The organism is Streptomyces sp. ATLC9 (assembly GCF_057196705.1).
On record NZ_JBXUOY010000367.1, the window covers coordinates 1 to 4,315 of the forward strand.

Sequence of the window (4,315 nt, forward strand, 5' to 3'; positions counted from 1 at the left end):
GGCCCGGACAAGCCGTCCGGGCCGGGACACACACGTTCACGGCGGGCTCAGAAGTCGAACACCGCCCCGGTCTGCCTGAGCAGGGCACAGGCGTTGGGGAACTCCGACCGCCAGTGGATCCGGCTCCCCTCCCAGGTGCCCGCGACCTCGGCCACCACGGGCCTGTGCTCGTTGGTGCAGTCGTGCTGCCGGCCGGAGAGCTGTCGCAGCTCGCCCCCGGACCGGTCGATGGCCTCGCACGCCTCGGCCGCGCGGGGGTGGGGGCCGCTGCCGTCGTCCGGGCAGATGAGCATCACGCCCCGCGTCCAGGTGTCCTCGGCGTCGGAGACGGTCAGGAAGACCTCGCCGTGGGCCGGCTCGGACGCGGGCGCCTTCGCGAGGGCGGCGGGCGCCGGGACGAGGAACGCGGCGACGGCAGCGGCGGCGAGGGCCGCGGCGGTGGTGGTACGGGGGCGCGGGAACATGCGGGCCTCCAGGGAGCTGGGCGCGATTGCGCGGCCAAGACCACCGTGGCAAAGCGCCCCGGGCAAGGACCCTCGCCCGGTCCTTCACCCGGACGGCGGGCACCGCTCACCCGGCCGGGCCCCGGCCCGCCGTCCGGCTCCCGCGCCCGAGCCGCTTCCCCGGTGCGGACGACGACTCCGGAGCACACGGGTCTAGGATGCATACATGTCGAAGGTACTGAATAAACTTCCAGTCGGTGAGCGCATCGGCATCGCGTTCTCAGGAGGTTTGGACACCTCTGTCGCGGTGGCGTGGATGCGTGAGCGCGGCGCCGTCCCCTATGCCTATACGGCCGACGTCGGCCAGTACGACGAGCCCGACCTGGCCGACGTGCCGGAGCGGGGTCTGGCGTACGGCGCCGAGCGGGCGCGGCTCGTCGACTGCCGCGACGCCCTGGTCGAGGAGGGGCTGGCCGCCCTGGCGTGCGGCGCCTTCCACATCCGCTCGGCCGCGCAGACCTACTTCAACACCACCCCGCTCGGCCGTGCGGTGGTGGGCACCCTGCTGGTGCGGGCGATGCGCGAGGACGACGTCTTCATCTGGGGGGACGGCTCCACCTACAAGGGCAACGACATCGAGCGGTTCTACCGCTACGGCCTGCTCGCCAATCCCGGTCTGCGGATCTACAAGCCCTGGCTGGACCGGGCGTTCGTGGCCGAACTCGGCGGACGGCACGAGATGTCCGCCTGGCTCTCGGAACGCGACCTGCCCTACCGCGACTCGGCCGAGAAGGCGTACTCCACCGACGCGAACATCTGGGGCGCCACGCACGAGGCCAAGAGCCTGGAGTACCTCGACACCTCGATGGAGATCGTGACCCCGATCATGGGCGTCCCCTTCTGGGATCCCGGGGTCGACATCCCGGCCGAGGACGTCACCGTGGAGTTCGAGCACGGGCGCCCCGTGCGGATCAACGGGCGCGCCTTCGCGAGCGCGGTCGAACTCGTACGGGAGGCCAACCTCATCGGCGGGCGGCACGGCCTGGGAATGTCCGACCAGATCGAGAACCGCATCATCGAGGCCAAGAGCCGCGGCGTCTACGAGGCCCCCGGCATGGCGCTGCTGCACCTGGCCTACGAGCGGCTGCTCAACGCCATCCACAACGAGGACACCGTGGCCGTGTACCACGTGGAGGGGCGCCGGCTCGGGCGGCTGCTCTACGAGGGCCGCTGGTTCGACCCGCAGGCCCTCATGCTCCGCGAGAGCCTCCAGCGCTGGGTCGGCCGCCCGGTCACCGGCAGCGTCACGGTGCGGCTCCGCCGCGGCCAGGACTACTCCGTCCTGGACACCCAGGGCCCGCACCTGAGCTACCACCCCGAGAAGCTGTCCATGGAGCGCAGCCACGACCCGGCGTTCGTCCCGGACGACCGCATCGGGCAGCTGACCATGCGCAACCTCGACATCGCCGACTCGCGGAGCAAGCTGGAGCAGTACGCCGTACACGGCCAGCTCGCCGCGTGGGGCGGGCTCATCGGCGAGCTGCCCCCGGGTGGCGCCCAGGCCATCTCGGCGGGCAGCCACGAGGGAGGGGAGACACCGGTGGACTCCGACGCGCTCGACCACGCGGCGATCGAGTCGGGCACGGACTGAGGCCCCGGCGGACGCCCGGGCCCCGGGCAGGCGGGGCCCGGCCGGGCGGGGACGGGCACGGGAGGTGGTCGCACACCGCGGGCGCCCGCACATACACTGATCCCTCCCCGACCGACTCCCGGCCGCGCCCCGGCCGCCCACCGGCCGGGGCGAAGCAGTCCGCAGGCCCGTCCGGTGCGGTAGGGAGCCACCCCGTGTTCTACTACGTGCTCAAGTACGTCCTGCTGGGCCCGGTGCTGCGGTTGCTGTTCAGGCCCCGGATCGAAGGACTGGAGAACGTCCCGGACGAGGGCGCGGCGATCATCGCCGGAAATCACCTGTCCTTCTCCGACCACTTCCTGATGCCCGCGATCCTGCACCGGCGCATCACCTTCCTCGCCAAGGCGGAGTACTTCACGGGGCCGGGGCTGAAGGGCAGGCTGACCGCCGCGTTCTTCCGCAGCGTGGGGCAGATCCCGGTCGACCGCTCGGGCCGCGGCGCCGGGCAGGCGGCGGTCGAGGAGGGTCTGAGGGTACTGCGCCGGGGGGAGCTGCTCGGCATCTACCCCGAGGGCACCCGGTCGCACGACGGGCGGCTCTACCGGGGGCGGGTCGGTGTCGCCTCCATGACCCTCAGGGCGGGGGTGCCGGTGATCCCGTGCGCCATGGTGGGCACCTTCGAGCTTCAGCCTCCGGGCAGGGCGCTGCCGAGGATAGGACGGGTGACCATCCGTTTCGGCGAACCGCTGGACTTCTCGCGCTTCGCGGACCAGCACGGCGAGCGCACGGTGCTGCGCGCGGTCACCGATGAGATCATGTACACGATCATGAACCTGTCCGGCCAGGAGTACGTGGACCTGTACGCCCCCGACGCCAAGGCCGCGCAGACGAAGGCCCGCAGGAGCGGTGACGACGCGGACCCGGCTCCGGGGAACGCCGCGTCGTAGCCCACCGGGACCTGCCGGCACGCCGCGTGGCGGCCTCCGGTGGGCGGCCTGCCGCGCGCCCTGCCCCCTCTCACGCGCCCCGGCGTCCCGGGTCCCGGTCCCCGGTGGGCGGGGCGGTGTGATGTGCCGCGATACCGAAGCGGCCCCGGTCGCCCGGAGCGGACGGCACCCCGCGGACGGCCGAGACCGTACTGATCGCCCCGTCCCGCTCGGCGATCTCCCGCCCCTCCAGTCGCTCCAGGTCAGATGCGGTTCGTCTCCTGCGACATCGAGACCGTCTGCCTGGGGCGGGCGGCCTCCGCGGCGGCCGTGCTGCTCGCCGCGGGTGCTCCGGGCAAACGACCGGCCCTGCCCGGAGCACGCGTCATGATCCACCAGCCCTCCCTCGCCGAACCTGTCCAGGGGCGGGCCCGGGACCTGGAGATGCAGGCCGCCGAGATGCTGCGCACCCGGGAACGGCTGGAGGAGATGCCGGCCGAGCACACCGGGCAGCCGCTGGAGCGCGTCCGGCGGGGCATCGAGCGGGACGCCTTCCTCGACGCCGAGGGCGCGGCGGCCTACGGCCTCGTGGACCGGCTGACGGCCGACCGCGGGCGGACCCGCGCCGTGCGTGCGCCGAGGTGAGCGGGCAGGCGGGCCGGATGCCGCCGGAACCTCCTCCCCTGCCCGCCCTGACCCGGCCCGAGTGCGAGCTGGTGGACCGCTGTCCGGAGGTGGTCGACCTGCTGGGCGGGGTCAACCCCGCACGCGGGCGCGACACCCACGGGGCCCTGTGCGCCGCCAGGCGCCGGCCGGCCGGGCGGCGGCCCTGCGGGACGCGCTGACGGTGATGCGCGGGCGCGGCGAGACGGAGCTCCACGCGCACACCCTGGCGCGGGCGCTGCGGGTACTGAACGGACGGCCGCGCGGGTCTGGCCGGGCTCCCCCGGGATTCCGGAGGCTGAGGGAACGGCCGTACGGCCTGTCAGGCACCGGGCCGGGCGCCCGGCCGTACGGGCGGCGCGGTGCGCGCGACGGTGGCCGCGGCCGCGTCCAGCTCGGCCTCCGTCAGATCGGCGCGGGCGGTCAGCCGCAGCCGGGAGACCCCGTCGGGCACCGACGGCGGGCGGAAGCAGCCGACGGCCAGGGAGGCGCCGCGGCAGTCGGCGGCCCAGCGCACGGCCGCCTCCGGGGAGGGCGCGCGTACCGGCACCACGGCGGCGTCCGGGCGGGTGACGTCCAGACCGGCGCCCGCCAGCCGCTCGTACAGTCCGGTGGCGGCCTCGCGGACGCGGGCGGCCCGGCCGGGCTCGGCC

Annotated in this window: 4 protein-coding genes and 2 pseudogenes; 4 read left to right on the forward strand and 2 right to left on the reverse strand. The window is 74.4% G+C overall.

Annotated elements, in window-relative coordinates:
* Positions 1-47 precede the first annotated feature (47 nt).
* Positions 48-464: an SSI family serine proteinase inhibitor gene (locus AC2CJA_RS24690; protein ID WP_484604892.1), complete on the reverse strand. Its 417-nt coding sequence runs from the start codon at positions 462-464 to the stop codon at positions 48-50.
* 205 nt (positions 465-669) lie between these two features.
* On the opposite strand from AC2CJA_RS24690, the gene argG reads away from it, so the two are divergent.
* The 4 genes and pseudogenes from argG to AC2CJA_RS24710 all read left to right on the forward strand — a co-directional run.
* Positions 670-2,094, forward strand: a complete 1,425-nt coding sequence (gene argG, locus AC2CJA_RS24695; protein ID WP_484604893.1) for an argininosuccinate synthase — start codon at positions 670-672, stop codon at positions 2,092-2,094.
* A gap of 194 nt (positions 2,095-2,288) precedes the next feature.
* Positions 2,289-3,020: a lysophospholipid acyltransferase family protein gene (locus AC2CJA_RS24700; RefSeq protein WP_484604894.1), complete on the forward strand. Its 732-nt coding sequence runs from the start codon at positions 2,289-2,291 to the stop codon at positions 3,018-3,020.
* 246 nt (positions 3,021-3,266) lie between these two features.
* Positions 3,267-3,644: pseudogene (locus AC2CJA_RS24705) on the forward strand (ATP-dependent Clp protease proteolytic subunit); the annotation flags it as partial.
* Between the two features lie 17 nt (positions 3,645-3,661).
* Positions 3,662-3,933, forward strand: a pseudogene (locus tag AC2CJA_RS24710) (hypothetical protein); the annotation flags it as partial.
* A 51-nt stretch (positions 3,934-3,984) separates the two neighbouring features.
* On the opposite strand, the gene AC2CJA_RS24715 reads toward AC2CJA_RS24710, so the two are convergent.
* Positions 3,985-4,315, reverse strand: a 331-nt coding sequence (locus AC2CJA_RS24715) for an aminotransferase class I/II-fold pyridoxal phosphate-dependent enzyme (protein WP_484604895.1), incomplete at its 5' end; no start/stop codon positions are given.

Coding starts and splice junctions, on each gene's coding strand:
- AC2CJA_RS24690 (WP_484604892.1), bottom strand. CDS start 464: ATGTTCCCGCGCCCCCGTACCACCACCGCCGCGGCCCTCGCCGCCGCT.
- argG (WP_484604893.1), top strand. CDS start 670: ATGTCGAAGGTACTGAATAAACTTCCAGTCGGTGAGCGCATCGGCATC.